This is a genomic window from Yersinia frederiksenii ATCC 33641 (assembly GCF_000754805.1).
In the GTDB taxonomy this organism is placed as follows: Bacteria; Pseudomonadota; Gammaproteobacteria; order Enterobacterales; family Enterobacteriaceae; genus Yersinia; species Yersinia frederiksenii.
Genome location: NZ_KN150731.1, coordinates 3,087,048 through 3,113,717, shown reverse-complemented (window position 1 = coordinate 3,113,717; position 26,670 = coordinate 3,087,048). Strand labels below are relative to the sequence as shown.

The following is a 26,670-nucleotide window of genomic DNA, read 5'->3' as shown; positions in this document are numbered from 1 at the left end:
AACAACTCACTTTTATGGAAAGTTTATTTTCTTTTACTGCCTGACAATTAAGCGAGTTGGTTAAGATAGAATCATATTGAGACTGCCGTATCATTTACGCAAAGAGCATAACCCAAATATGAGACGATAGTCTCAAAATTAGTTTGAATGCGGAGTGCTTTCATGACGATTTGTGCAAACGGTTTGTTATAGTGGGCAGAAATACCATCTGTAGCTCTGGAGTGACCGTGAATAATCAGGATAAACAGGAAAGCTCCTCTCCATCATTAACCACCATCCGGGCCAGAACCCGGCGGTTACTTATCGACACAGCCATGTCGATGTATGAGCAAGGCGCGTTTCCCTCAATAACCGAAGTAGCAAATGCTGCCCAACTTTCTCGTGCCACAGCTTATCGCTATTTCCCGACACAAAGTGCGCTGGTCTCGGCGATGGTCGATGAAAGCCTTGGTCCGATATTGTCGTGGCAGCCGACTCAGCCCGATGCACGCCAACGCATTGCTGAATTACTTTCCTTTGCTTATCCGCGTATGTTGCAACACGAAGGAGTGTTGCGGGCCGCTCTGCATCTCTCTTTACAACAATGGGCTGATGACCGTAACCATTCAAATAATGAAGATAAGTTAGTTCGTGGTAACCGTAAGCGGCTGCTAAAGCTCGCCGTCGAGCCATTGGAAGGAAAGTTAGAGCCAGAAGCGCTACAACGGGTGATTTATGCCTTTTCACTCATTTATGGGTCAGAAGTCTTTATGGTGCTAAAAGATATTTGGCATTTAGATGAGGCTGGAATTCAGGATGTCACTCAGTGGATGGGTAAAGCCATTTTATTGCAGGCAGAAACCGACGCGCATCTGATAGCCCAAGGAAAAAGTGGTGAGCAAGAATAAACGCGCGAGCCACTTTTTCCGCTGCAGCATTAAGTTCTCAGGGTTTACCCAAAGTCACAGGCGTTGCAGCAAGGCTGCAAATAAACGCAGCCCGATGAGCTTACTCAAGTAAGTGACTCGGGTAAGTGAATGCCGCTAACACCGCTGCGGCGTCAAGGCTACAGGGTAAGTTTAGACGGCTTCCAGACGTGCATATGCCGCCACTAGCCACTTAATGCCTTCACCGGGGAAAGCAATCTGCAACCGGCTGTGCTCACCGCTGCCTTCTAGATTCACCACCGTGCCCTCACCGAATTTAGGATGGCGCACTCGCTGCCCCAATGAGAAGCCGCTGTCATTTTCGTGCATCGGCGTCCCCATGCGGCGGTGATTGACCGGGCGAGAAACTGTCGCACGCAGCCGTACTTCTTCAACACACTCTTGTGGCAGTTCGCCGATAAAACGTGATGGGCGATGATTGACTTCTTTGCCATACAGACGGCGGCTCTCAGCATAGCAGAGAGTCAATTTCTGCATGGCGCGGGTAACACCAACATAAGCCAACCGGCGCTCTTCCTCCAGACGTCCGCCTTCATCCAAAGACATCTGACTTGGGAACATGCCCTCTTCCATACCCACTATGAATACCTGTGGGAACTCCAAACCTTTTGCTGAATGGAGCGTCATTAGCTGCACCGCATCCTGATAAGCATCGGCCTGCCCCTCTCCGGCTTCCAGCGCTGCATGAGAAAGAAACGCCTGCAGTGGCATCAGGTCTTGATCTTCATCCTGATAGCTATATTGGCGGGTAGCATTGACCAGCTCTTCAAGGTTCTCAATACGTGCTTGACCTTTTTCGCCCTTCTCCTGCTCGTACATTGACCACAAACCAGAATCACGAATGACACGGTCAGTTTGCACGTGCAGCGGCATATCGGCGGTTTCATGGGACAGTGAGTCCACCAGCTCGATAAAACGTTGCAGCGCGGAGGCTGCACGGCCTGCCAGCACTTTTTCCTGCAACATGGCGCGGGTTGATTGCCATAAGGTTAACTGGCGGTCACGGGCGGTTTGGCGCACCACATCTAAGGTGCGATCGCCAATACCTCGCGTTGGTGTATTGACCACCCGTTCGAAGGCCGCGTCATCATTACGATTAGAAATCAGGCGCAAATATGCCAATGCATCTTTAATTTCCTGACGTTCGAAGAAGCGCTGACCGCCATAAATACGATACGGCATTGCCGTCTGCAATAAAGCCTCTTCCAGCACACGTGATTGGGCGTTGCTGCGATACAAAATGGCACAATCATTTAGCGCGCCACCATTGTCTTGCCAAGCTTTAATACGGTTAACCACGAAGCGGGCTTCATCCAGCTCATTAAAGGCGCAATAGAGCGAGATAGGCTCGCCTTCAGCTCCTTCCGTCCACAGGTTCTTACCCATACGACCATCATTATGGGCAATCAGGGCGTTAGCGGCGGTCAGGATATTGCTGGTTGAGCGGTAATTCTGCTCCAGACGGATAGTTTCGGCACCAGGAAAATCTTTCAGGAAGCGCTGGATATTCTCTACTTGCGCCCCACGCCAGCCATAAATTGACTGGTCATCATCGCCAACGATCATCACATTGGAGCGCTCACCTGCCAGCAGGCGAATCCAGGCGTACTGGATATTGTTGGTATCTTGGAACTCATCCACCAGAATATTGGTGAAACGTTCACGATAATGATTAAGAATATGCGGCTTGTTCAGCCACAATTCGTGAGCGCGCAGCAGCAACTCGGCAAAATCTACCAGACCCGCACGGTCACAGGCTTCCTGATAGGCTTGATAGATACGCAGCCAAGTAGCTTCGACCGGGTTACCGTAGCTCTCAATATGCTGCGGACGTAGCCCTTCATCTTTTTTGCCATTGATGTACCACATTGCCTGACGCGGCGGCCATTGCTTCTCGTCTAAATTCAAGGCCTTAACCAAGCGTTTTAATAACCGAAGTTGGTCATCGCTATCAAGAATTTGGAAGTCCTGCGGCAGATTGGCGTCCATATGGTGAGCACGCAGCAACCGGTGCGCCAGCCCGTGGAAAGTACCAATCCACATCCCGCCCTGACTGGTTCCAATCAAGTGCTCAATGCGGTGGCGCATTTCAGCGGCGGCTTTATTGGTGAAGGTCACCGCGATAATGGAATAGGGAGAGGCGTTTTCGACCGACAATAGCCAGGCAATACGATGAACCAGCACTCGGGTTTTGCCACTGCCCGCCCCGGCCAGTACCAACAGGTTGCAGCGTGGCGCAGCCACGGCTTCGCGTTGTTTTTCATTCAGGCTGTCGAGCAGATCAGAAACGTCCATAGGCACCGTTCATCGGGTAAGAGAAAATAGCTAAATCGCCGGTTATCCGGCTATTTTACCAGCATTCCACTGTGAATTTATACAGAGTTATTGCAGAGGATTATAGCAATGCTGTCAGGGAAGCCAACTGCGAAATCTCAATATGTGGCAATAACCGGCTATCACGGGCGGTCATCAGGCTTTGTTGCCGGTCGTTAATCCAGCACGCTTGCATGCCGCAACGCAGCGAACCGGCGACATCGGTGGTTAAATCATCACCAACATGCAAGATATGTTTTAGTGGAATATCCAGATGGTTCGCCGCTTTATGGTACATATCGCGGAAAGGTTTGGCGCGACCATGAGGGCCGGAGCGCAACACAAACTGGAAATAACTGTCCAGACCGCAAGCTTTAGGGTCGGCATTGCCATTGGTGATGGCCACCAGTGGATAATGTTCAGCCAGAGCACTCAAGGTGTCATGCGTGGCTGGCGGCACATAAATACGGCTACGCCATACGGCGAAATTTTCCATGGCGGCATCAGCGCCACATTGCGCTTCTGACTTGCTCAGGCCATGACGAATCAGACCCAGCTCGATAGCATGCCAGCGCCACTGGGTGACATCGTGGTAAATATCGGGGTCTTGTGCCAGTAACTCGCTGCGAAAACGTTGAAAATCTGCGGCCTGTAGCTGCGCCAAATTGGGATGGTACTGCTGTAAAAATGCCACAGACTCTTGTTCTGTACGGGTTATCACTGGCCGATTGTCGTACAGGGTGTCATCCAAATCGAAAGTAATGGCGAAAATCCGCTCCAGTGGACGATAAAAATGCATCAAGATTTGCCTCGTTTGGCCCGTGGATGAGCAGCATCATACACTGTTGCCAGATGTTGAAAGTCAAGATGGGTATAAATTTGTGTGGTGGTCAGATTGGCATGCCCCAGCAGCTCTTGTACTGCGCGCAAATCTCCACTGGACTCCAGCATATGAGTCGCAAATGAGTGGCGCAGTTTATGGGGATGAATATGGCTGCTGACTCCCTGCTTCACGCCCCATTCAGCAAAGCGTTTTTGTACATTACGCGCTGAAATGCGCTTACCGGTATTGGCCAAGAAAATGGCGTCATCTTGCGGTTCAAACAGCTCACGCAGCGCTAACCAATGTTCTAACCAGGTGACCGCCGTTTTGCCAATCGGGACTTTGCGCTCTTTGCTGCCCTTCCCCATTACCCAGACTTCGCCGCTGGCTAAATCGACGTGTTTGCAGTTCATGCCAACCAGTTCGGATAGACGCAAACCCGCGCCATACATCACTTCCAGCATGGCCCGGTCGCGCACCGCCAAAGGGTCATTCAGATCGATATCCAGCAGCTTATCAACTTCATCGACATCAATATTTTTCGGCAGATGGCGACCAGAACGCGGGGTGCTGATCCCCTTGGCAGGGTTGGCTTGCAGTACACCCTGGCTCACCAACCAGTCAAGGAAACTGCGCAACGCCGAGAGCCGCAAAGCAAGGCTAGAAGAGTGCAGACCGGCACGTTTACTGCGGGAAACCAGTGAGCGAACCTGAGCGGCATCCAGCGTTTGCCAGTGCGCGAGGCCCATTTGCTCGCCAATCTCCATCAGCGCCTGTAGCTGGCGCCGGTAGCTTATGATGGTCAATGGGCTGAGCTGACGCTCAACCTTGAGATAACGCAGGAAAGCCTCTACCTGTGGGGCAAGCGAGGCACTGAATTCGGTCATACCGGCTCTATCCAACGCTCCAGCAAGCGCGGCAATAAGGTCGATAACTGATTCAGCATCACAGTCCCCATGCCTTGCTGATAATGTTGTGTATCGCGGCTGCTGAAGATAATCACCCCCAAATCACCGTCTTTACCCAATAATGACAGTGCCACGGAACCCACCTGCTTAGCTTGCGGTAATAACAACAGCAGTTCCGGCCCATTTAAGCTGCCCAGATAGTGGCGTTCATTACCTAAACGTTGAATACGCATGGGTTCAAAAGCATGGCGAGACAGGCCTAAATGCGTGAAATCAGACGGTGCGCCTATTTGCCAGCGGTCAGTGAATAACCGGACATTCGCCCCCGCCAGCCCGAAATCTCTGGCCCAGCGCTGCAAACGGTTGAGCATATCTTGCAAGCTACTGGCGGCAGCAAGATTGCCCTGTAGTTGCAGTAAGCGGCTGAATAGCACTTCATTCAAGCCCGCCTGCTCCATCAGTAAGGTGATTTCTTCTTCCAACTGGCCTATCTGGTTACGCTGACGCCCCAGTTGCCACTCCACCAGCGAGACCGTGCCTCTCACCGGATGAGGGATATGCATCTGTTCAACCAAACGCGCGTTGCGGATAAAGAAGTCGGGATTTTGCAATAAATACTGCATGACGGCATCGTCATCTAACTCGATACCGGCTAGCGCCTGCTCCTCATAACTTTTCATGTAACACCCGTCATGCATCAGCACTCGTTATAAATGGATAAATCCGTCGTAAACATGGGTCGCAGGCCCGGTCATGTACAGTGGATGACCCGGTCCTTTCCAACTAATATGCAAACTGCCACCGGGCAGTTCGACATGAACCTCTTCACTCAATAGCTCTTGCTGGATCCCGACCGCAACTGCGGCACAAGCCCCACTACCACAGGCTTGAGTTTCACCGGCACCACGTTCATACACTCGTAGGCGGATATGTTCCCGGCTCACGACCTGCATAAAACCGATATTGGCACGTTCTGGAAAGCGTTCATGGCTTTCTAATTCTGGGCCAAGCAAGGCAACATTGGCAACTGAAACATCATCAACCTGCATCACACAATGGGGATTCCCCATTGATACCACACCGCAGAGCACCGTGTGTTCTGCCGCACGTAAAATGTAGGTTTTCTCGGCTTTTGCCGCACGGAAAGGAACAGTTTGCGGGTCAAAATTGGGCTCACCCATATTGACACAAACCAGTTCATCTTCCGTGACACTCAATATCATGCGGCCCGTTTGGGTACTCACACTGATATCGCGCTTATTGGTCAACCCTTTCAGTCGGACAAAACGAGCAAAACAGCGCGCGCCATTGCCACACTGAGAAACTTCGCTGCCATCGGCATTAAAAATACGGTAGTGAAAATCCAGCTCAGGATCGTAAGGTGGCTCAACCACCAACATCTGATCAAAGCCCACGCCAGTGTGCCGGTCTGCTAATCGACGGATTAACTCCGGCGAAAAGTAAACATTTTGGGTAACTGCATCGACAACCATAAAGTCGTTGCCAAGACCGTGCATTTTGGAGAACTGCATTTCATACTCCGCTGACTTTCATTTACCTGCTAAATATTCGGTACTGGCTAACTTCGGTACTGACCTTATCTGGCGGCGATAGGAATAATCACTGAGGCCCGGCGATACTCTGGGTCTTTGAATTCTGCTGATTACGCTCAATGTTCCCGCTATCTTGCTTGGTTGTTTCTACTGTTGGTTTATCTGATGGCGGGAAGTACAACGGGCCCTTCAGACCACAACCGGAGAGTGCGAACACCATCATTGCCGTTAACAGCCAACGTAATTTATTTTTCATTTTTAATGCCTGTAACCTGTTTTGATATCAATAAAGCGTTTTGACGCAGGTATTCGTATTAATGCCTGTAATTCTTGCGCCCAAGGTCTCTATAATCGCAGGTGGATCATGAAAAGCAATAGGAATTGAATATGAACGATAGCGAGTTTCATCAGTTAGCCGATCAATTGATGCTTTGCATTGAAGAGACCCTGGATAGTTTTACCGGCGATAGTGATATCGATTATGAAACTAATGGTGGGGTGATGACCCTAACTTTCGAGAATGGCAGCAAGATTGTGATCAATCGCCAGGAGCCATTACATCAGGTCTGGCTGGCGACTAAAGCGGGCGGTTATCATTTTGATTACCGTGAAGGGCATTGGTATTGCTCACGCAGCGGTGCAGAATTTTTCCACCAATTGTCTGAAGCGGCCACCGCCCAGGCGGGTGAAGAAGTGCATTTCAGCTAACCACACAAAAACATGCCAGCCCGGTCACTGGCTGGCATGGCAAGACCTGACATATAACCCTCTATTTACTGCTTACTGCGGTTTCCTGAGCTAAGTAAGGCTAATACCCGGTACTTAGAAAAGAATCACAATGCAATAATCCCTATGAAAATCCTTTACCTTTTCTATATGTAATTATTTTATAGGACTCAATGTAAATGATGCATATTTCAAATAATACCATCCTAGCTTCAAATTTTCATGACACTCAAAACCACACTCTTAGTGATGCCGACAAAATTAAAATAATGGCTAAAGAGATATCAAAATGTCATACAGAGGAAGATCGAAATTCACTTAGAGAATTAAAACGAGAGATAATAAAAGAACAATGTGAAAATAATATCTCAGGTAGAACGACAACTTATAATGGATATGATCTTCAAGGCGTGGATCTAAGTAATCTTAATTTATCCTATGTTGACTTCACAAATGGTGATCTTCGCTCTACCAATATGACGAACACTAACCTGAGTCATTCTATTCTTTACGGTGCAATGCTAACGGGTATACAGTGGAACAACACTAATATTACTAATGCAAGAGTCGATCTGGATAATATCTGCCTACTTCCTCTCTCTACTGAGGAACAATACGAAAAAATAATAGAGTGTGTAGGCGAAATTAAAAGTAATGATACTCTTCACCAAGAGAATGATGCCATAGATGCATTCAGAGCTTCTTTGGATACAGAAAACAAAATGCAAGCAAGATTATCTAAACTAGATAATCAACAATTACAAATTTTGCTTCCTTACTTATACGTTGAAGCCACCCACTGGCAAAATCCTATTATTGCCTACAATATGAAAGACATTGGTTTTAATTATAGCAAGGAGGATGATAATGCCCTTATGATAAAAGGATATGCCCTCTTCCTTTCAAGTCTAAATGCTATATATTATGACAATAATAGCCGCTATGAAGATAAAGTAAGAAGAGTGAGTTTCAATATAGAACACCTTCCCGAGCTATTAACTGTCGAAAATGTCATGACCTCCGAAGATCGCAGTTTATCCTCAACACATAGCAGCAGTATCTTTAATGTTAAGGACATCATAGATAACAAGATAAAAAATGAAAGGCTCACACTCGATACGTTAAAATATGAATTAGAGATAGCTACCAATCATGATGATTCCATAATAACAACAAAGGGAATAGTTGATGATTCCACTGAAAGTAGAAGAAAAATAATCAATAAATTTTCATGTGAATTAGTCAATGCACATGCTGAAAGTGATATCGCCAGAATATTTAAGTTAACGTCAGATTTTCAATATCTGCATTTATTGCCAAATGCTAATGGCAGAACTAGCCAAATTATTCGGGATTGCTTTGCGCTTCACTTAGGTGAATTACCTTTTTCCACATTAGCCTGTATGTCTCATTATATTTATTTGAGTGGTCCAGTTAATCAAAAACATTTAGATTTCATGCAGAAAAATTCAAATGTTATCCTCACCGCTATTGAAGAAAAAAGACTAACGACCAATATTTATAAAGAAATAATTGACGAACAGATTCCTTTTATAGAGAAGGACTCAGCAACACACTTCGATGCTACTATGTTTTACTCTGCATATTATCGCAATGAAAATGCTAAAAATAACATACCGGAACATAGAGAATTAGAACATCACGATTTAGATTAAATTCATTGCCTATCCAACATAACCAATAAAAATATTTTTATTGGTTATGTTTTGTCGACATATCAATGTAGCTGAAATTGTTGTGCGGGTGCACTGGTGTCTTTATCGACAATATGCAGATGAGACAAGGTGTTGCTGCGGAAAGGAATCACCTGAGTCCGGCCATCTAACTGCACAATCTGATAGAATTGTGGCAAGTTGAAGTTGATAAAGCTGGAACCGTAGGTAAAGCGATCGTGAGAAGATGAATAGAAACGACTAACATCTCGCACTAACTCCTCTTTACTGCCCTCGCAATGGTGATAAACCTCAACCCGGTTTGTCTCATCTAGGATGTAAATATTAAAGCCTTTCTCATCTGCGGTACCCTCGAAGAAGAACTGAATAATCCCTTCGCTGGCAAAACCGTCTACCACGGGTGGCAGATGAATTTGATCAGTTTCGACCTGAATTGATAACCCATGCAGTTTATTATTGGAAATTGCACCATAGAATTCGACAGCGTTTTCCAATTTCTGGACCGAGACACTCAGGCGCTCAAAGAACAATCCCCAAGTCTGGCCAGACACCCGTACCGCTTTAAAACGGCCCGGTTCCTGACGGGTACTGGACAAGCGCAGATCAATACACTCAGAAACCAGCTGTTGAATGCGGGTCCGAATCAAACCACGCAAATGCTGGCTATAGCAGAACACATCCACCGACTCTGGCGGAGCCGCATCCTGATGCATTTTGCCTAAAATGGTTTTCAGTGCTTCCAATACCGCCTGCTCACCACTGAAATGCAAGGTTCTCACTTCGTTCCATGAGTTGCGGTACAACAAATCGATACTGCCAACCAGACACTGCTGCTGCTCACCAAAACTGAATACATCCAGTTTACGGAAGTCAAAATGCACGACTTGATTGCGGAAGGCCGCGGTCGGGTCATTTTCCAGATTGACGATAATCGCTAAATGGCGAATTTCGCACGGACTGTACAGCGCTTTTGGTGTCGGTGCGGGCAGGCGTAGTGGGAAGTGGTGAGAAATATCAGTCACTAACTCTTGCAGTTTCACGGTATCGCACAGATTGGCACTTTTAATATGCAACCGGGTCTTACTGGTCAACAGGCCGTTGAAATAAGCCCACGACACCAGTTTATTCAAGTAACGGTTATATTCCAGCGGCTGATGGCTGACAATAGCATCCATTGACGGCGCTTGATTATACAAATACCAGCCGGGGCGATTGGCTCGGCCTGCCGGAACATGAATAAAGGTCAAATGCTCTTCAGAAAGATCGGGTGAAATCTGCGGGTTAACCAGTGTTACTTTACCTGGTAAAGCTTCAAATGCCGCATACAGTTTACGGGTCAATACCCCAATATCCTGCGGGCTGGCGCTGACACTCAAGTTATTACGGCGCGCAAAACGAATCAAATTACGATAACTTTGCATCATCGCATCCAACAGTTCGTTATGTGCTTCACGCACACGTTCAATCTTCCAGTTAGCACGGTTATCTAATACCGCTAAACTCTCGTCACTCCAGCCCCATTCACTGACTAATTGGCTGAGAATTTCACGCCGCCAACCCACACTCGCTGGCGTGCGAGACAACTTTTCACACACTTTCAGATAGAAACAGCGACGCACCAGGTTCAACCGAGTGGTGTCATTGATTTGGGTAAGATAACGAGTGACGCGGTCGAGCATCATGCAGTAAGCATCAAGACCAAACGCCACGATTTCACCGGCATGCAGGCGCTGTTTGATTTCCATCGCCAACAGTTGAGAATTCGGGTATTCCCAGGAATAAGCCTCAAGCAGGACAGTTTTCAATACTGCCTTATATGGCGAATCGATACTTTTGTACAATTGCCATAGGCTGGCACCGAAATACTCTTCCGCGGACAGGGTGCTCAAACCGCCCAAATCCAGCCATTCATTCGGCGTTAATACGCCCTGCGCGTAGAGCGACAGCACGTAATCATCGTAATTATCTTCTTCTTCGATCGGAACCATATTCCAAAGAATACGTTTCCCCGCCAGACGCACCGCACTGCGGTAAAATTCGTCCAGTAATAAAATATGTTGGGTTGAACCGCAATCTTCACCGCCCAAACTACCGCTGGCGTTATGACGGAAGCGGTTTTCATCTATTAGGAAGAAACTGACTTCAACACCCATTGATGCGGCCCATTTTTCCAGCAGGCTACATTTTTTTTGCAGACGGTTACGTTCTTCAGTATCAAGCCAAGCCTGGTGGCATACCCAGATATCCAAATCGGATGTATGGCACTGACCAATAGACGAAGTGCTTCCCATAGAGTAAACGCCGGTAATCGGCAATTCACCGCCGACACTCTGCTGTAAAGGCTGACCCCATTTGGCTTCAACCTCAGACAGATAATCCTGCTGTGTTTCATTAGGCGTGAAAAGGCAGATGCCATGGGGAACGTTACCATCAAGGTAACCCGGCATCAGCGGGTGATGACAATGTAGTAAGGTTGGTAGCAGACTGTAGACCTTTTGGAAGGCTGGCCCCATGGCCGCCAAGGCGCGATCGACTCGTAATTGGTTGATCGCATCCAGTCGCTGTTTCAGTGTCTCGATGTAGAGGTACAAGACGTCTCGCCTGATTGTTCCGGTGCTTAGAAAGAAACCCGTGTTCCAGATTCGTTTATTGTTTATTTGCCTCTCAGCAAAAGAATGTACTTTTTGTTGAAATGACCAAAAAACATTTTGTTTGAAGAATATTTAACGAATTATTGCTGGAAACGTGATCAATCTAACACCTTGCCGATTGACCGTAAAGAAAGTAAAGCTATCCCAACAATTATAATGCCTCTCTATAGTCAAAGTCATCGGCATTGTAGTTTGGTCACTGGCCGCCGTGGATCATAGAAAAAGGTATAAACCGCGTATCTCACCGTGCATTTGTTACAATAGTTGCTTTCTTATGCTCTTACCCGCCCTGCTCTTGTGGCTACCGCACTGACAGTATTCATCGGTCAATGGTAGGATGGGCCATAAAATATAAAACGGTAACAAGCAATGTTAGACAAAATTATTCGAATTGCTACGCGACAAAGCCCGCTCGCCTTATGGCAAGCACATTATGTTCAAGATTTATTGCAAGCCAATCACCCCGGCTTGCAAGTTGAATTGGTCCCGATGGTGACTCGTGGGGATATCATTCTAGACACGCCACTGGCAAAAGTCGGCGGTAAGGGCTTGTTCGTTAAGGAATTAGAACTGGCATTACTGGAAGGTCGGGCGGATATCGCCGTGCATTCCATGAAAGATGTGCCGATAGCCTTCCCTGAAGGGCTGGGCTTGGTCACTATTTGTGAGCGTGATGACCCACGCGATGCTTTCGTTTCACCAAATTATGCTCATTTGGATGACCTACCCGCTGGCAGCATCGTCGGCACCTCTAGCCTGCGCCGCCAGTGCCAATTGCGCGAACGCCGCCCAGACCTAATTATTCGCGATCTACGGGGTAACGTAGGGACTCGCCTTGCCAAACTGGATAACGGTGATTACCACGCGATTATTCTAGCCGTTGCTGGCCTCAAACGCCTCGGCCTGGAGACGCGTATCCGCTCCGCCATGCCAGCGGAAGAGTCCTTGCCTGCAGTTGGCCAAGGTGCTGTTGGTATTGAATGCCGTCTGGATGATGATTTTACGCGCCAGCTACTGGCACCATTAAATCACCGCGAGACTGAATTACGGGTCTGTGCGGAGCGGGCGATGAATACTCGCCTTGAAGGTGGTTGTCAGGTACCAATTGGCAGTTATGCCGAATTGGAAGGCGATATATTGTGGCTGCGCGCACTGGTGGGAGCACCAGACGGTAGTGAGATTATTCGCGGCGAGCGCCGAGGCCCGGCACAGCATGCTGAGCAAATGGGCATTGAACTGGCCGATGAGCTGCTATCTCGCGGCGCGCGGGAAATACTGGCTGAAGTTTATCAGGATAATGCACCGCTATGACGATTCTGGTCACCCGCCCATCCCCTTCTGGAGAGCAGTTAGTCAGCCGCCTGCGTGCGCTGGGCCGGGTTGCCTATCATGCGCCATTGATTGATTTCTCACCCGGTGATGACCTGCCTAAGTTACCGGCATTACTGCAAGAAATGCAGGCCGGCGACTTGGTTTTTGCGTTATCACAGAATGCTATCCGCTATGCTAACCCGCTGTTAAAAAGAAATAACCTGTCATGGCCCGCACAGTTATCTTATTATGCTATTGGTCGTAACACTGCATTAGCATTGCATACCGCCAGCCGTTTGCACGTCACGTTTCCCCCAACGGGAGAGACCAGCGAGATGCTGCTATCATTGCCCGACCTGCAAAAACTGTCTGGTAAAAAGGCACTGTTATTGCGTGGCAATGGTGGGCGCGAGCTACTGGGTGAAAGCCTGGCTGAGCGGGGAGCAACAGTCACTTTTTGTGAATGTTATCAGCGCAGCCCCATCTTTTATGATGGCAGTGAACAGAGTGCGCATTGGCAACGCTCCGGCGTCGATATTCTGGTGGTAACTAGCGGCGAAATGTTACAACAGATCTATACTTTAGTTCCTGATTATTATCGTTCTTCCTGGTTGCTACGTTGCCGCTTAGTCGTCGTGAGTGATCGTTTGGCTGCCTTAGCTGCCCAGATGGGCTGGAGTGATATCCAGATAGCAGAGAATGCTGATAATGACGCGCTGATCCGCGCGCTACAAGAATTTCAATAAACCTGAAACCTGACTATGGGATGCCCAATATGACGGAACAAAATACCCCATCCGCACCAGTGGAAGAGACAACCACCGCGGCTGAGAGGCACCAACAGCCAGAACCAGAAGTTCGCCGGGAGAAACGAACCGGCCCAATTCTGGGCGCCATTGCTATTGCACTGGCCATCGCGCTGGGTGCCGGGCTTTATTACCACGGACACCAGCAGGCTCAGTTACAAGATGCCGCAACGCTCGCATTGCAAGAGCAGTTGGCAGAACTTAAACAGAGTCAATCACAGGAAAAACAACAGCTTGAGTCATTGCTACAACAGCAGGGTAAAGCACTGGAAGCCGCCGATCGCCAGCAGACTTCGCTAATCCGCCAACTTAATGAATTGCAGGAAAAAGTTGCCACGATTTCAGGTAGCGATGCAAAAACCTGGCTGCTGGCACAAGCTGATTTTCTGGTAAAAATGGCCGGGCGCAAACTGTGGAGTGATCAAGATGTCACCACCGCAGCCACTTTACTCAAAAGTGCCGATGCCAGTTTGGCTGACATGAATGACCCAAGCCTTATCGATGTTCGCCGAGCATTGACCGAAGATATCAGTGCCCTTTCTGCGGTCAGTCAGGTCGATTTTGACGGTATCATCCTCAAACTAAACCAGTTGTCCAATCAGGTGGATAACCTACGCCTGGCTGATAACAACATTGATGATTCACCCATGGATGCCAACAGCGACGAATTATCCAGTTCGCTGGCAGAATGGCGTCAGAATCTAACCAAAAGCTGGCACAGCTTTATAGCTGACTTTATTACTATTCGTCGCCGTGATAGTAGTGCAGAGCCACTGTTAGCTCCGAATCAGGACGTTTATTTACGTGAAAATATCCGCTCCCGTCTACTGGTTGCAGCACAAGCCGTGCCCCGCCATCAAGATGAAGTCTATAAACAGTCGCTGGAGACAATCTCCACCTGGGTTCGCGCTTATTTTGATGTAAACGACCCGAGTACCAAGGCTTTCCTGGATGAACTGGAGGGTCTGAGTCAGCAATCAATCTCAATGGACGTGCCTGATCAATTGAAAAGCCAGCCAATGCTGGAAAAATTGATGCAAACCCGGGTTCGTAACTTACTGGCACAAGCGCCAGTTGCCGCTCAAGGGGAATAAGTATGCTGCGAGTGTTACTGTTATTCCTCATTTTGACCGCCGGAATAGTGCTTGGCCCCATGCTAGCCGGGCATCAAGGTTATGTGCTGATCCAAACCGACAACTATAACGTTGAAACCAGTGTGACTGGCTTGGTCATCATGCTGATATTGGTACTGGTAGCCTTCCTGATCATTGAATGGATATTGCGCCGTATTTTCCGTACCGGTGCACGCACCCGTGGTTGGTTTATGGGCCGCAAGCGTACTCGCGCCCGTAAGCAAACCAAAGCTGCATTGATCAAACTGGCCGAAGGTGATTTCAAACAAGTTGAGAAATTGCTAACCCGAAATGCCGATCATGCTGAACAGCCAATGGTGAACTACTTACTGGCGGCCGAAGCCGCTCAGCAACGTGGCGATGAATTCCGCACTAACCAATATCTTGAGCGCGCGGCAGAAGTCGCCGACACCGAGCAATTGCCAGTGGATATTACCCGAGTGCGAATTCAACTGGCGCAAGGGCATGTCCACGCGGCACGTCATGGTGTTGATCGCCTATTGGATCAGGCACCACGTCACCCTGAAGTGCTGCGGTTGGCTGAGCTTGCTTACTTGCGCTCTGGAGCTTACAGCTCATTGTTGGAAATTCTACCGGCAATGGGCAAGGTTCAGGTACATACCCCAGATGAGATCGCCGCATTGGAGCAACAAGCTTACATTGGCATTATGAATCAGTGTATGGCGGAAGAAGGCAGTGATGGCCTGAAACGTTGGTGGAAAGATCAAAGTCGTAAAGTACGTAATGAGATCCCGCTGCAAGTCGCATTGGCAGAGCATTTGATTGAATGTGATGATCACGATGTGGCCCAGCAGATCATTCTCGACAGTCTGAAACGTCAGTACGATGAGCGCTTGGTGCTGCTGATCCCGCGTCTCCAGTCAGGTAATCCAGATCCGTTAGAGAAATCATTGCGCCAGCAAATCAAACAACATGGTGCAACACCGTTGCTCAATAGTACCTTGGGTCAGTTGATGCTAAAGCACGGTGAGTGGGAGAAAGCCAGCGAAGCCTTCAAAGCAGCACTTGCACAGCGCCCAGACGGGTATGATTATGCCTGGCTGGCAGATGCCTTGGATAAGCTGCATCGCCCTGAGGATGCTGCGCAGGCTCGCCGTGAAGGGTTACTGTTGACGTTGAAGCAAAATGGCGAATCTCTTTGATTCTGCTAATAGTAAAATACCTATGAAATATCCGAAGTCATTGAAGTCGCAACCCCGAAGGATGAGCCTACGCCGGTAGGTGATTAGGGTGACAAATTTGCCGGGAGCAGATTTGAACGCTGCTTGCAGTGGCCTCTAAGAGGTGAGGCCCAAGGATGGGCCGAGTAATAGAGAGCCGCTAACAACCCTGCGGCTTCAAGTACAAAGGATATGCAAAAAAAAACGCTTGCCGATAGGGGCAAGCGTCTAAAATTTTCAGGTCTACAGACAACAATGTCGGCGCCTCACTCAACGTTTTGCCCGGTATGTGATGAAGATATTCAACATCGTTTACATGGACAATAGGCACCCTAAAATCGGCTCTGCATCATCCCTGGGTTTATGAAGCACAATTGGCTATAAAAACCAGGCTGTCATAATAAGTGGGATGAGCATCTACGTAATGGATATTGCACTTTGCGTGCCAAGTCGCACTTTGGGCAACCATTTCACTCCGTCAGGCCTAAATAAATTCTTAATCGGCTAATTTATAATAATTTTATTTTTACCCTTTCTCATCTGCTTATGCACCTTGCCTGCAACACCAAGAGATCGACATCCAGAGTGATCTGTCGCTACAAAACGACGTTATACATGAGTGTTAATTTTATTAATATTTATCAGTCAGTTATATGTCACCTTTCAGAGACAAAGCATTCGTCTTTTGTCGCAAAAAGCCAACACTCATGCTTTCGCCCAATAAATCGTGGTTCTGCCCATGTCATCAAGCCAATTTGATCAAACAGTGCCAATATGGCTTTAGAGTGTCAGGGTTTTGGGCTGGCAAGATATTGCAGATAGCTATTCACAAGATCAGAAGTACGAGAGGATATACCGCATAAATCGCGATGATGGGGACGAAATGCAGACGAAAAAAAACCCCGCATTGCGGGGTTTCTTCTGAAATTGGTCGGCGAGAGAGGATTCGAACCTCCGACCCACTGGTCCCAAACCAGTTGCGCTACCAAGCTGCGCTACTCGCCGATTTCTTACTGTCTACTCTACATGGTCTCTCGACCTATGTCCATGTAAATATTAATAAAATTTACATGTTTTGTGTGGTGCGAAGGGAGGGACTTGAACCCTCACGTCCGTAAGGACACTAACACCTGAAGCTAGCGCGTCTACCAATTCCGCCACCATCGCATGTTCCACAAAATTTGGGGTGGCTAATGGGGCTCGAACCCACGACAACTGGAATCACAATCCAGGGCTCTACCAACTGAGCTATAGCCACCATAACTTCTTACTACTTTACAACCGTCGTACGCGGCAATCTTACCACCGCAGCTCTTGCACACAAAATTAATGGTGCGCCCGACAGGATTCGAACCTGAGACCTCTGCCTCCGGAGGGCAGCGCTCTATCCAGCTGAGCTACGGGCGCTTAGCGCCGTTGCGGGTGGGGATACTACGGTTTTAATGCTTGGCTGTCTAGTGCTTTTTTAGAAGAAATGGTGCGTTTGCTTACGCTTTGCTCACTCTGCCACAAAAGTCAGCTCCTGATAGCCTCTCCGTCACCTTGTTTGCTGGTTTTATGGGCATTTTGCTTCGGACCGGGTCTTTTATGCATTCCCAGCCCAAAATAGCATGCCGTCACCAATCCAAGGAAAATAGTCCCGACTAATAAAGATAAGCGAGTGTCTGGGTTAATCCCCATCCCGACCAATACACAAATCAGGAAAGCGATAGTGAGGTAGTTTACATACGGGAACATGATGGATTTAAATGGATGTTGTTTCAAGGCCTCTTTATGTACCTGACGAAAACGCAGTTGGCTGACTAACACCACAAACCACGGCACCATACCCGGTAATACGCTGGCACTGTACACGTAAACAAACACCTGCTGTGGATTGGGAATGATGTAATTGAGGCTAGAGCCTATCATCAGGCAGATAATCGTCACGGCAATACAATAAACCGGCACACCGCTGGCCGACAATTTTGTCAGGCAAGCAGGGAGTTGGCGGTTTTTTGCCAAAGCATACAGCATGCGCCCGCCGCTATACATGCCGCTATTACATCCCGATAGCGCGGCGGTAAGCACCACAAAGTTGATAATCCCTGCAGCTGAGACTATCCCTATCTTGGCAAAGGTCAGGACAAACGGGCTACCCGTGGTACCGATACCGTCCCACGGGAAGATAGTGACAATGACAAAAATGGCACCGACATAGAAAATCAGAATACGCCATAGAATGTTATTAATGGCACGCTTCAATGTAACTTTAGGAATTCTAGCTTCACCTGCGGTAATCCCCACCAACTCAACACCTTGGTAAGAAGCCACCACAATACACAGTGCAAACATGAAACCTTTCCAGCCCCCTGCAAAGAAGCCACCGTGGGCCGTCAGGTTATCAAAGCCAATAGGTTGACCATGATTACCAAAGCCGAAGAAGATTACGCCCAGGCCCACCAGAATCATCACAATGATGGTTGTCACCTTGATCATCGCAAACCAGAACTCCAGCTCGCCATACAATCTCACTGCGGCCAAGTTAGCCAGCGCCACGACGGCTACCCCTGCAATGGCGGGTAACCATTGCGGTATCTCTGGGAACCAGAACTGGACATATACCCCAATAGCGGTGATTTCAGATATCCCCACCGCTATCCACATAAACCAATAGCCCCAAGCAGTCAGATAGCCGAAATAGGGGCTAAGATATTTATGTGCATACACGGCGAAAGAGCCTGCAACTGGCTCCAGATACAACATTTCGCCCATCGAGCGCATTATGAAGAACACAAACAAACCAGCAATAATGTAAGCCAGTAATACTGAAGGTCCAGCCCACTGTAATGTACTGGCAGAACCCATAAACAGCCCGACACCAATGGTGCCGCCTAAGGCTATTAGTTCGATATGCCGGGCTTCCAGCCCGCGGTGTAATTCTTTTTTCCCTTCGTTATCTGCCATATATCCTCTATCAACTTACTGGTGTGTATGTCCGCTCCGGATTTCCCGGTTGTTGTTATTAATAGAATGCCGCGATTCAAAAAAGCTGAATTAAGGTATCCAGCCTAATAATTAATACATTAGCGAATGCAGGCTAAAGCATAAGGAAACAGCTCATTACAAAAGCAATAATGTCCATAAAACCGTAGCCGGCGCGTATCGTTCCGTATCTGAGGTAGATTAGCAAACAAGAAACTAAAACTTTATGGAATAAAAATATAAGAATTGATTCCATAATGGAATTAAGGCGAGTTGGTATTGATTGAGGGAATCGCTAGAGGAGGTTTTATAACAGCAGGGCCAGAATGACCCTGCTTTGGGCACATGATTACAGGCGACCGCTGTAATAATAGCCAACAAACTTGAGCAGTTTGAACTGGCGACGAATGCGGCTTGGCTGAGCCAGTAGGCGATAAAGCCACTCCAGCCCCAGATTCTGCCATATCTTAGGTGCACGTTTAACATGGCCGGTAAAGACGTCATAAGTGCCGCCTACGCCCATATACAGCGCATTCGGATATATTTTACGGCAGTCACGCATAAACATTTCCTGCTTAGGCGATCCCATAGCCACAGTGACTATCGCCGCACCACTGGCCGCAATCCGGGCAAACAGAACCTCACGCTGCTCAGGAGTGAAATAGCCATCTTGACTCCCTACCAGATTGACGTTCCATTGCGCGCGAAGTTTAGCTTCAGTTTCTGCCAAAACCTCAGGTTTTCCACCGACTAAAAATACTGGCGTCCCTTGCTGGCCCGCGCGCTGCATCAGTGCCTCCCACAAGTCAGCACCGGCAACCCTTGAAAGCTTAGCCTGCGGGTATTTACGGCGGATAGCGCGCACCATACTGATACCATCGGCATACAGATATTCTGCCTCACAGATCAGTTCGCGCAGCGCGGCATCATCTTCAGCTTTCAGCAGTTTCTCTGCATTCATTGCCACCAAGGTGCCAGTCTTCACCGGGCCACTGCTCAGCAGATGGTCCAGCGTCTGAGCCATGTCACGAAAACCCCAGATATCGAAACCCCGGACATTATATTTAGGAATGCCGGTCTCTTTTGGCGTAGCAGTATTCGGTTCCATTACGATCCTTACAGTTGGCTGCCCGTTTGAGGCGCAGATAGACCCTTAGATTGACTAACGCGGCGCTGTACCCGCTGCGTTATCAAACCCGCCGTATCGAACAACCAATACAACAATTTTGCCAGTACCAGACAGGCGCCAAAAATCACGCAGAAAAACACCACGCGCGAAACAAAGGAATCTAATCCTTCTCGCGCCAACACGATGATGTTAAATACCGCCCCAAAACAGAAGCTTTGCAGAATGGCCGCTTTGTAGCGATTAGTTTCTGCTTTGCCTTGTTCGTACAACCAATCGAACCATTTAATGATGAGCCCCACCACGATGGCACCCAATGGGATAAACAACACGCCGCCCATCACCACCAAAGAGCCAATCAGGGTTGGCGAGATAGCAAGCCCGGAGTGGTTATCCAGCACATCCCAGGTAAAGTAATTGGCGGTATTCAATACCAAATCAGGGCGAGCAGGCCACAAGGAGCTGGGAATAAACACATAGAAATCACGGATAATCGGTGCCAACCCCTGGAAATCTATTTTGTCGTAATTTTGTAGCAGCAAGCCCAGATTTTCCCATGGAGAGAACGTGTCTCTCGTCAGGTACAGGAAGGTATAAAACGCCTCTGCGCCATTAACATCCAGACCATAGCGTTTCAGGGCCAACCAGAACATGCCGACAATCCCAAAGACCCCAGCCGCCGCGAGCATCCACAGGGTTATCCAACCGCGAACGATACCAATAAACAGGAATAATGAGAACGCGATGATGATATTCGCGCGAGTCCCACCAACGATAACGTAGGTTAGGATGCCAAACGCGACGGTGCAGACCAAAAAGAAGAACCAGGCTCGCATATCCTGTTTCAGGAAATAGACCACTAACATCGCTGGGATGAAGAAGTAGAAAAAGCGCTTCAGAGCCACACCAGAGACATCACTGGAGAAGATTTTGCTGTAAGAATCCAGTTTAAATAGCAGGAAACCATTCTGCATAAAGAAGATACCGACGGTACCAATGGCCACCAGCGCCAACAGTATCCAGGTCAGATTGGTTTCTACCCGGTTCATCGTGAATATTGGCGCCCGTGGCTGACTGCGCGGCTTACGCAAGCGAGTCTTATAACTCACATAGTAAATACCGTAGAACGCCGTGGCAGAGAGCATGGCATACAGTAAGTACTCAACTGGCACGACCTCGACCCCGAACTGGAACACCAACATGCAGGTGAAAGGGAAACCAAAATAGAACGTCAGCAAGTAAAGCATTGAAAACAGTACATTGAAGTTAAAGCGGACACGCCGAAACTCCTGATACGTCAGCGTCAGGATAAAAATCACTGCCATCAGATAGACACAAAAAAGACCGCCAAATTGGCCCAGCGTCATGGGTGTTCTCCTGCGGCAAGTGCCAGCGCTTGTTGCCAGCCCTCAATATAATTAGGGTTAAAGAATGCAATCGCGTGCTTATCCAACCCGGCTAATTGGCGCTGTGCTTCACGAATCAAAGGTTCATCTAATGAATCACCATAGAAAAGCACCGGAATGTGCTGCTCAGCCAAATCTTGCCAGAACGGATTCTTGCGGCTTAAGACAAAAGGCACACCAAACTGAGTTAATAGGCACAGAGTGCCGATGCCTTGCTGGCGATTGAAAATAAAATAGCCCAAATCACATTCACGCAAGATATTCAGATAATCATCAAACGGGATCTGCTCAGTCAGAATGCGTAGATTCTCTGACGCAAATAACGCCAGACCCGCTTGCCTAACCTGCTCAATATACAGCTGATTATTAGCCGGATATCCCATTGGCAGAATAACTCGAGTATCCGGACCAAATTGCTGATGAATCGCCTTTAGTGCTTCAATATGGCGGTTAGTGGTATCGCCAGAGTTGCCTACCAGAATCGTCATGGGCCCAGCAAGAGGCTTCTCAATATTGATGCCCGTTAATGCCGGGTCCATACGCGTGGGGAAATAGAGCAGTGATGCCGGCACTCGCGGATGACGTTGTTGGAAATGAATTAAATCACCACGGGTGGCAAAAACATGGCCGACTCGCCCTTGAGCTATGCGGCGCAGTATGTAAAACAGGCGAAACTTCCAGGTTTTGGCATCTTCATATAAATCAGCCCCCCAAACATGCCAGTAAACTTGGTGCCGTTTGATTTTCCCACTCAGTAAAGCTAGCCACAAAGTGGCATTAAATTGCCCATGCCAGAAGAATCGAGTATTACGGTCAGCTTGTGCTCGGGCAATAACCGCCTCAGCCAAGGTTTTCTTATTGCTGTGCGTCTCGATATCCAACTGAGGGAATGATGAAAAAGCCGCTGTCTCTTTGGCCGCTACCATAAAATACCGTACCTGCTCTGCTGGCACGCGAGTAGCCAGCACGTCATTAAAGAAGCGCAGTACAGTCAGATTATGGTGCGGGATATCAGATCCCAGTACATGAATCAGGGTTGTCATTTTTTTCTACTGTAAAGAGTGTTTACGGTGATGAATGTCTACGATACATAACGAATACGCAGCTACAGAGTGCGAAATAGACAATATAAGTCGCCATGTAGGCCTGTGCCGCACCCAAGGAGCCATTCATTGGGATTAACCAATGGGCAAACCCGGTCAACAGTAAGAACTGACTGACTTCCGTCAGAATATAAAAGCGTAAAGAGGCTTTGGCGATAACCAAGTAACCAAATACATACGACCCGACTTTCAACACATCGCCCACGAGTTGCCAGGCAAAGAGGTCACGCATTGCCGTGAACTGGTGAGAAAACAGCAACCAGATCGCAAAATCACGTAACAGCCAGACCATCAGACTGGCGGTCGCCACAGCTGGCAAGACAAACTTCAATGAGCGCAGGATTTCACGAGAAATTGCCGCTTTATCCTTGAGTCTCGACAACGTAGGTAGCAAATAGACGGTAAATGACGCTGTGATAAATTGTAGATAAGCATCTGAAATACTGCTCACCCCCTGCCAGATCCCGACGGCATCCCAACCATAGCGGTCAGCCAGCAAGTTACGCATCATCACATAAGCAACCGGCAAGGTCACCGAAGTAATCAACGCCATAATGGTAAACTTACCCAAATGGCTCGCTAAGGCTTTATCCCAGCTAAGTTTAAGATAACTTAAGGGAATAGTCTTGCGACGAACGAGCATTATACCCGCTGGGATAACCACCAGCGCAGGAACCAATGCCAGCCCCACCAAAGCGCCGGGATATCCCCCAATCTGAAAGCAAATATAATACGCCACCACACCAATCAGGCTACCGCCGATCACCGCCAGCGCATTCCCCATGGCATCGCGATAGCCCTTAAGGATTGCCAGAAACAGGTTGGCGTAGGCGATACCCATCTGAATAAGTGCGACGGCTCGCACCACATTCTGGTAATCACTGTGACCAAATAGCGCCATGCTGACGGGCTTGGCCGCCAACAGGAAAATCAATGCTAACAACGTAGAGAACCCCAGCACAATCGCTGATGAAGTCCCTAATACTGCTCGCAGACGTTCTGGTTGCTGATGATATTCAGCAACATATTTAGTAATACCATTGAAGATACCTGCGCCAGAGAGCACGCCGAGTACCGTAATGAGCTGGCGGAAGTTTCCCGCCTGCCCAACACCACTGGGGCCGAAGGTCACCGCCAGCAGTTTAACCACTAACAGCCCTACGCCGATCTTAATCAGCGTAGAGCCAGCAGTCCAAATCGATGCTTTTGCCAGCGACATATCAGGCGAAGAAACTGAGTACAGTATTAATGACCGTGCTCTGATTAACATCAGTCAGGTTATAGAAGATTGGCAAGCGAACCAGACGTTCACTTTCCTTGGTGGTAAAGCGGTCTTCACCATCCATACGACCAAACTCTTCACCTGCCGGGCAAGCATGCAGTGGAATGTAATGGAATACCGCCATAATCTCAGCTTCTTTTAAATAGCTGATGAAAGCTGAACGCTCTTCGATGTCACGCAGTTTGATATAAAACATGTGCGCGTTCTGTGCCAAATTACCGGGAATAACCGGCAAATCAATACGACCGGCATCCGCCAACGGTTTGAAAGCATCATAGTAAGTGTGCCACAGTGCCAGACGGCGTTGGTTGATTTGCTCCGCGGCTTCCAACTGGCCCCACAGGTAAGCCGCCTGTAAATCAGACATCAAATAGCTGGAGCCGATATCACGCCAAGTGTACTTATCTACCTGACCGCGGAAGAACTGGCTGCGATTAGTCCCTTTCTCACGGATAATTTCTGCGCGATCAATCAATGATGGGTCATTGATTAGCGTCGCACCCCCTTCACCACCCGCGGTGTAGTTTTTGGTTTCATGGAAGCTGAAGCAACCAATATGGCCGATAGTCCCCAGCGCTTTGCCTTTGTAAGTTGACATCACGCCCTGAGCTGCATCTTCGACTACAAACAAATTATGTTTTTTTGCCAGTGCCATGATGGTATCCATTTCACAGGCAACACCCGCATAGTGGACTGGCACGATAACTCTGGTTTTGTCGGTAATAGCCGCTTCAATCTTGGTTTCATCAATGTTCATGGTGTCTGGACGAATATCAACAAACACCATTTTCGCTCCACGCAATACAAAAGCATTGGCAGTAGAGACAAAGGTGAAACTTGGCATGATCACTTCATCGCCGGGCTTGATATCCAGCAGCAACGCGGCCATTTCCAGTGAGGCAGTACAAGAAGGGGTCAGTAACACTTTCGGGCAATCGAAATGTTTTTCCATCCACTGCTGACAGCGACGGGTAAACCCACCATCACCGCATAACTTGCCGCTATTCATTGCGGCCTGCATATAACCCAATTCAGTGCCGACTACCGGTGGAGCGTTAAATGGAATCATCTCATCCCCTGCATAACCAATATGCGGTGCTCTCAATCGAGGCACCACTACGAATATAAAGACGTAAAGCAGCAATATTGCTCATTTGTGTCGCTACCAGTAACCGGTGTAATCCGTGACTCTGGCACCACTGCTTTGCCGCCGACATTAATGATGAACCTATGCCTTTACCCTGCGCATCCGGGAATACCGCCAACAGGCCAATACGTGCGCTACCATCATGCAAATCACGTAGTGTAACAAAACCCGCAGGTTGCCCCGACGAATCCATCACCAATAAACACTGATGATCAAAAGTACCTAACACCGCCTTTTCAGCCCACAATGCATAAAATCGTCCACTGTCCTGTGGGTCATACCACGGGGCCCGAAAACGACTCAATGCAAAGGCATTGGCGGCCACACTACGCAATAGCGGAATGTCTTCCGTGGTTGCAACCCGATAGGGATAAGTTGTGACCCGATGTTGGCAGGTTCCGGTATCAGTCTTAGCATCTACTGAAAATGAAGCATTTTCCGTGCCAACCGTGTCGTTCACACCCACTGACAGCGACAGATCGACTTCCCCTTCAACTAACTTGAAGCCAAGCTGGCCGAGAGCATCAATAAGATCAAGGCGATGAGTCGGAACTTTGGCTTGGGTAAGGGTAAAAACATCCAACTCAGCCGGGTTGACTTGCGGGGCTGAGTCGGAGAAATGAAGTTTTGCACTCGGCCGCTGGAAAAATTCACTTTCCCAGGCCAGTGGCTCAATACTGGCGCGGACGAGCATGGAGCAAGTCCAATAGATATTTACCGTAACCGGTTTTAGCCAATGCAGTTGCTGCACGTCTTACGCCATCGTCATCCAACCAGCCATTACGCCAAGCGATCTCTTCCAGACAGGCAATTTTGAAACCTTGACGTTTTTCAACAGTTTGTACAAAGGTACTGGCTTCAATCAGACTGTCATGTGTACCAGTATCCAGCCAGGCAAAACCACGCCCTAACAACTCAACCGTTAGCTCACCGCGCTCTAAATACATCTGGTTGATACTGGTAATTTCCAGCTCACCACGAGAGGATGGTTTAACGTGCTTGGCGAAATCAACAACTTGATTATCATAGAAATAAAGCCCGGTCACCGCCCAGTTGGACTTCGGCTGACTTGGTTTCTCTTCAATAGATAACGCGCGGAAGTTGTCATCAAATTCCACCACACCAAAGCGCTCTGGGTCCATGACCTGATAACCGAAGACGGTAGCCCCTTGCTTACGTGCAGCTACCGCTTTTAGTTTCGGGCTAAAGCCTTGACCAAAATAGATATTATCGCCAAGTACCAAACAGCAAGGTTCATTACCAATAAACTCTTCACCGATGATAAATGCTTGTGCCAGCCCATCAGGGCTAGGCTGCGCGGCATAACTTAGTTTTATACCAAACTCATCACCATTGCCCAGCAAACGCTGGAATGATGGCAAATCTTCTGGAGTCGAGATAATCAAAATATCGCGGATCCCTGCCAGCATCAGCACTGACAGCGGGTAGTAAATCATCGGTTTGTCGTAGACGGGAAGCAGTTGCTTAGAGACGCCACGGGTGATGGGGTGCAACCTTGTGCCTGAGCCACCAGCCAGAATTATGCCTTTCATACTCACTCCTGAAACCATCGGACTAGACATCATTAACACCAGTCAATAACGTCATTCCAATGAT

Annotated in this window: 22 protein-coding genes and 4 tRNA genes; 7 read left to right on the top strand and 19 right to left on the bottom strand. The window is 48.4% G+C overall.

The features are described 5' to 3' along the window. Positions 1-227: 227 nt before the first annotated feature. Positions 228-887 carry a TetR/AcrR family transcriptional regulator gene (locus DJ58_RS08010; RefSeq protein ID WP_032911359.1) on the top strand — a complete coding sequence of 220 codons (660 nt, stop codon included), beginning with the start codon at positions 228-230 and terminating at the stop codon, positions 885-887. A gap of 171 nt (positions 888-1,058) precedes the next feature. Here DJ58_RS08010 and uvrD read toward each other — a convergent pair whose 3' ends face one another. The 6 genes from uvrD to lptM form a co-directional block, all read right to left on the bottom strand. Further along, positions 1,059-3,221, bottom strand: a complete 2,163-nt coding sequence (gene uvrD / locus DJ58_RS08015) for a DNA helicase II (protein ID WP_004710142.1) — start codon at positions 3,219-3,221, stop codon at positions 1,059-1,061. A gap of 100 nt (positions 3,222-3,321) precedes the next feature. After that, entirely contained in the window at positions 3,322-4,038 is a 717-nt protein-coding gene (gene yigB / locus DJ58_RS08020; protein ID WP_032911358.1) for a 5-amino-6-(5-phospho-D-ribitylamino)uracil phosphatase YigB, read from the bottom strand. Next, a complete protein-coding gene (gene xerC, locus DJ58_RS08025; RefSeq protein ID WP_050300651.1) occupies positions 4,038-4,949 on the bottom strand; it encodes a tyrosine recombinase XerC in 912 nt (303 codons plus the stop codon). The genes yigB and xerC overlap by 1 nt, the downstream gene beginning before the upstream one ends. After that, entirely contained in the window at positions 4,946-5,650 is a 705-nt protein-coding gene (locus DJ58_RS08030; RefSeq protein ID WP_004710139.1) for a DUF484 domain-containing protein, read from the bottom strand. Before DJ58_RS08030 ends, xerC begins: the two co-directional genes overlap by 4 nt. Positions 5,651-5,677: 27 nt before the next feature. After that, positions 5,678-6,502 (bottom strand): diaminopimelate epimerase, encoded by an 825-nt coding sequence (gene dapF / locus DJ58_RS08035; protein ID WP_004710137.1) that lies wholly within the window; start codon positions 6,500-6,502, stop codon positions 5,678-5,680. Between the two features lie 88 nt (positions 6,503-6,590). Beyond that, complete coding sequence (lptM, locus tag DJ58_RS08040) at positions 6,591-6,779, bottom strand: LPS translocon maturation chaperone LptM (RefSeq protein WP_004710135.1); 189 nt, start codon at positions 6,777-6,779, stop codon at positions 6,591-6,593. A 131-nt stretch (positions 6,780-6,910) separates the two neighbouring features. Here lptM and cyaY point away from each other — a divergent pair, with 131 nt between their 5' ends. Then, on the top strand, positions 6,911-7,231 hold the full coding sequence (gene cyaY / locus DJ58_RS08045; protein ID WP_004710134.1) for an iron donor protein CyaY: 321 nt from the start codon (positions 6,911-6,913) through the stop codon (positions 7,229-7,231). Between the two features lie 197 nt (positions 7,232-7,428). Beyond that, positions 7,429-8,925 carry a pentapeptide repeat-containing protein gene (locus tag DJ58_RS08050; protein WP_004710132.1) on the top strand — a complete coding sequence of 499 codons (1,497 nt, stop codon included), beginning with the start codon at positions 7,429-7,431 and terminating at the stop codon, positions 8,923-8,925. 62 nt (positions 8,926-8,987) lie between these two features. Here DJ58_RS08050 and DJ58_RS08055 read toward each other — a convergent pair whose 3' ends face one another. Beyond that, positions 8,988-11,534 carry a class I adenylate cyclase gene (locus DJ58_RS08055; RefSeq protein ID WP_004710131.1) on the bottom strand — a complete coding sequence of 849 codons (2,547 nt, stop codon included), beginning with the start codon at positions 11,532-11,534 and terminating at the stop codon, positions 8,988-8,990. Between the two features lie 429 nt (positions 11,535-11,963). On the opposite strand from DJ58_RS08055, the gene hemC reads away from it, so the two are divergent. Genes hemC through hemY form a run of 4 tightly spaced genes read left to right on the top strand, consistent with a single transcriptional unit; the run spans position 11,964 to position 16,007 of the window. Further along, positions 11,964-12,905: a hydroxymethylbilane synthase gene (gene hemC, locus DJ58_RS08060; RefSeq protein ID WP_004710128.1), complete on the top strand. Its 942-nt coding sequence runs from the start codon at positions 11,964-11,966 to the stop codon at positions 12,903-12,905. Further along, a complete protein-coding gene (gene hemD, locus DJ58_RS08065) occupies positions 12,902-13,651 on the top strand; it encodes a uroporphyrinogen-III synthase (RefSeq protein ID WP_032911357.1) in 750 nt (249 codons plus the stop codon). Before hemC ends, hemD begins: the two co-directional genes overlap by 4 nt. Positions 13,652-13,680: 29 nt before the next feature. Then, on the top strand, positions 13,681-14,805 hold the full coding sequence (gene hemX, locus DJ58_RS08070; RefSeq protein ID WP_032911356.1) for a uroporphyrinogen-III C-methyltransferase: 1,125 nt from the start codon (positions 13,681-13,683) through the stop codon (positions 14,803-14,805). 2 nt (positions 14,806-14,807) lie between these two features. After that, on the top strand, positions 14,808-16,007 hold the full coding sequence (gene hemY / locus DJ58_RS08075) for a protoheme IX biogenesis protein HemY (protein WP_004710124.1): 1,200 nt from the start codon (positions 14,808-14,810) through the stop codon (positions 16,005-16,007). A gap of 946 nt (positions 16,008-16,953) precedes the next feature. On the opposite strand, the gene DJ58_RS08080 is transcribed toward hemY, so the two are convergent. The 12 genes from DJ58_RS08080 to rfbA all read right to left on the bottom strand — a co-directional run bounded on the left by DJ58_RS08080 (position 16,954) and on the right by rfbA (position 26,606). After that, a tRNA-Pro gene (locus DJ58_RS08080) sits at positions 16,954-17,030 on the bottom strand. Positions 17,031-17,105: 75 nt separating this feature from the next. After that, positions 17,106-17,192: transfer RNA gene (locus DJ58_RS08085), tRNA-Leu, on the bottom strand. Between the two features lie 15 nt (positions 17,193-17,207). Then, positions 17,208-17,283 (bottom strand) — tRNA-His (locus DJ58_RS08090). A 72-nt stretch (positions 17,284-17,355) separates the two neighbouring features. Continuing rightward, positions 17,356-17,432: transfer RNA gene (locus DJ58_RS08095), tRNA-Arg, on the bottom strand. Positions 17,433-17,540: 108 nt separating this feature from the next. Further along, positions 17,541-18,971 carry a bifunctional threonine/serine APC transporter ThrP gene (thrP, locus tag DJ58_RS08100; protein WP_004710122.1) on the bottom strand — a complete coding sequence of 477 codons (1,431 nt, stop codon included), beginning with the start codon at positions 18,969-18,971 and terminating at the stop codon, positions 17,541-17,543. Positions 18,972-19,338: 367 nt separating this feature from the next. Then, a complete protein-coding gene (gene wecG / locus DJ58_RS08105) occupies positions 19,339-20,097 on the bottom strand; it encodes a lipopolysaccharide N-acetylmannosaminouronosyltransferase (protein ID WP_004710121.1) in 759 nt (252 codons plus the stop codon). An 8-nt stretch (positions 20,098-20,105) separates the two neighbouring features. After that, entirely contained in the window at positions 20,106-21,482 is a 1,377-nt protein-coding gene (wzyE, locus tag DJ58_RS08110) for an ECA oligosaccharide polymerase (RefSeq protein WP_032911355.1), read from the bottom strand. Next, positions 21,479-22,564: a TDP-N-acetylfucosamine:lipid II N-acetylfucosaminyltransferase gene (locus tag DJ58_RS08115; protein ID WP_004710116.1), complete on the bottom strand. Its 1,086-nt coding sequence runs from the start codon at positions 22,562-22,564 to the stop codon at positions 21,479-21,481. The genes wzyE and DJ58_RS08115 overlap by 4 nt, the downstream gene beginning before the upstream one ends. 22 nt (positions 22,565-22,586) lie before the next feature. Beyond that, the gene (wzxE, locus tag DJ58_RS08120) at positions 22,587-23,843 is read right to left on the bottom strand and encodes a lipid III flippase WzxE (protein ID WP_004710114.1); all 1,257 of its coding nucleotides are present in this window, start codon (positions 23,841-23,843) and stop codon (positions 22,587-22,589) included. 1 nt (position 23,844) lies between these two features. Beyond that, on the bottom strand, positions 23,845-24,975 hold the full coding sequence (rffA, locus tag DJ58_RS08125) for a dTDP-4-amino-4,6-dideoxygalactose transaminase (RefSeq protein WP_004710112.1): 1,131 nt from the start codon (positions 24,973-24,975) through the stop codon (positions 23,845-23,847). 1 nt (position 24,976) lies between these two features. Continuing rightward, positions 24,977-25,747 (bottom strand): dTDP-4-amino-4,6-dideoxy-D-galactose acyltransferase, encoded by a 771-nt coding sequence (rffC, locus tag DJ58_RS08130; protein WP_032911354.1) that lies wholly within the window; start codon positions 25,745-25,747, stop codon positions 24,977-24,979. Then, complete coding sequence (gene rfbA / locus DJ58_RS08135; protein WP_004710110.1) at positions 25,725-26,606, bottom strand: glucose-1-phosphate thymidylyltransferase RfbA; 882 nt, start codon at positions 26,604-26,606, stop codon at positions 25,725-25,727. Before rfbA ends, rffC begins: the two co-directional genes overlap by 23 nt. Between the last annotated feature and the right edge of the window lie 64 nt (positions 26,607-26,670).

Excerpts from the sequence above, each read along its gene's own strand:
- uvrD (WP_004710142.1), bottom strand. The coding sequence starts at position 3,221 with ATGGACGTTTCTGATCTGCTCGACAGCCTGAATGAAAAACAACGCGAA.
- yigB (WP_032911358.1), bottom strand. The coding sequence starts at position 4,038 with ATGCATTTTTATCGTCCACTGGAGCGGATTTTCGCCATTACTTTCGAT.
- xerC (WP_050300651.1), bottom strand. The coding sequence starts at position 4,949 with ATGACCGAATTCAGTGCCTCGCTTGCCCCACAGGTAGAGGCTTTCCTG.
- DJ58_RS08030 (WP_004710139.1), bottom strand. The coding sequence starts at position 5,650 with ATGAAAAGTTATGAGGAGCAGGCGCTAGCCGGTATCGAGTTAGATGAC.
- dapF (WP_004710137.1), bottom strand. The coding sequence starts at position 6,502 with ATGCAGTTCTCCAAAATGCACGGTCTTGGCAACGACTTTATGGTTGTC.
- lptM (WP_004710135.1), bottom strand. The coding sequence starts at position 6,779 with ATGAAAAATAAATTACGTTGGCTGTTAACGGCAATGATGGTGTTCGCA.
- cyaY (WP_004710134.1), top strand. The coding sequence starts at position 6,911 with ATGAACGATAGCGAGTTTCATCAGTTAGCCGATCAATTGATGCTTTGC.
- DJ58_RS08050 (WP_004710132.1), top strand. The coding sequence starts at position 7,429 with ATGATGCATATTTCAAATAATACCATCCTAGCTTCAAATTTTCATGAC.
- hemC (WP_004710128.1), top strand. The coding sequence starts at position 11,964 with ATGTTAGACAAAATTATTCGAATTGCTACGCGACAAAGCCCGCTCGCC.
- hemD (WP_032911357.1), top strand. The coding sequence starts at position 12,902 with ATGACGATTCTGGTCACCCGCCCATCCCCTTCTGGAGAGCAGTTAGTC.
- hemX (WP_032911356.1), top strand. The coding sequence starts at position 13,681 with ATGACGGAACAAAATACCCCATCCGCACCAGTGGAAGAGACAACCACC.
- hemY (WP_004710124.1), top strand. The coding sequence starts at position 14,808 with ATGCTGCGAGTGTTACTGTTATTCCTCATTTTGACCGCCGGAATAGTG.
- thrP (WP_004710122.1), bottom strand. The coding sequence starts at position 18,971 with ATGGCAGATAACGAAGGGAAAAAAGAATTACACCGCGGGCTGGAAGCC.
- wecG (WP_004710121.1), bottom strand. The coding sequence starts at position 20,097 with ATGGAACCGAATACTGCTACGCCAAAAGAGACCGGCATTCCTAAATAT.
- wzyE (WP_032911355.1), bottom strand. The coding sequence starts at position 21,482 with ATGACGCTGGGCCAATTTGGCGGTCTTTTTTGTGTCTATCTGATGGCA.
- DJ58_RS08115 (WP_004710116.1), bottom strand. The coding sequence starts at position 22,564 with ATGACAACCCTGATTCATGTACTGGGATCTGATATCCCGCACCATAAT.
- wzxE (WP_004710114.1), bottom strand. The coding sequence starts at position 23,843 with ATGTCGCTGGCAAAAGCATCGATTTGGACTGCTGGCTCTACGCTGATT.
- rffA (WP_004710112.1), bottom strand. The coding sequence starts at position 24,975 with ATGATTCCATTTAACGCTCCACCGGTAGTCGGCACTGAATTGGGTTAT.
- rffC (WP_032911354.1), bottom strand. The coding sequence starts at position 25,747 with ATGCTCGTCCGCGCCAGTATTGAGCCACTGGCCTGGGAAAGTGAATTT.
- rfbA (WP_004710110.1), bottom strand. The coding sequence starts at position 26,606 with ATGAAAGGCATAATTCTGGCTGGTGGCTCAGGCACAAGGTTGCACCCC.